The organism is Colwellia marinimaniae (assembly GCF_002207865.1).
Classification (GTDB): Bacteria; Pseudomonadota; Gammaproteobacteria; order Enterobacterales; family Alteromonadaceae; genus Colwellia; species Colwellia marinimaniae.
In genome coordinates, this window is the sequence record NZ_BDQM01000104.1 from 1 (window position 1) to 620 (window position 620).

Consider the following 620-nt stretch of genomic DNA (forward strand, 5'->3'; position numbering starts at 1 on the left):
TTAAAATGAATCGACTAGACGTCGTCAATTCATTCTCTGCATCTTCAAGAAAACACGGTAAATGTTTACGTATTTTAGCAATACCTTGAGGGATTTTAACACCATATTCAAGACCTAAACCTCTTGCTCTATTCGCTGTTTGGGTACGTTGTTTTACATAACCTTGCCGTAATTTAAGTAAACTCGCTAAGTCTTGCTGATCAAGGCTTTTTACTTGAACAAAATAAGTATTAGGTCGTTTTATTGACTCATAAATAGCTAATGCATCGTTCGCATCATTTTTATTGCCTGTGCGGTACTTAGCGGCAATATGAGCGGGAACAAGTAAGACTTTATGGCCGCGTTGTTGAAAGTGACGCCCCCAATAATGAGCGGTTCCGCAAGCTTCCATGCAAATTAATGCTTCTGGATGCAGGGCAATAAACTGAACCATTTTAGCTTGGCTCATTTTATTATTGGATTTTAAAATACCGTATTTATTAAATAAGGCAACTTGAAAAACAGTTTTAGCTAAATCGATACTGATAGTGGTAATATTTTGCATGGTATTGGCTCCGTTTGGATTGGCGTCTTCACCTTAGCCTATTAGGTCAAAGGTGAGGAGTCCATACCATTGAAAA

At 37.7% G+C, this 620-nt stretch carries 1 protein-coding gene; it reads right to left on the minus strand.

What is annotated here, in order from left to right; translation table 11 throughout:
* The coding region (locus tag MTCD1_RS18360) for an IS110 family RNA-guided transposase (RefSeq protein WP_088568997.1) at positions 1-544 on the minus strand (544 nt) is incomplete at its 3' end.
* Positions 545-620: the final 76 nt, after the last annotated feature.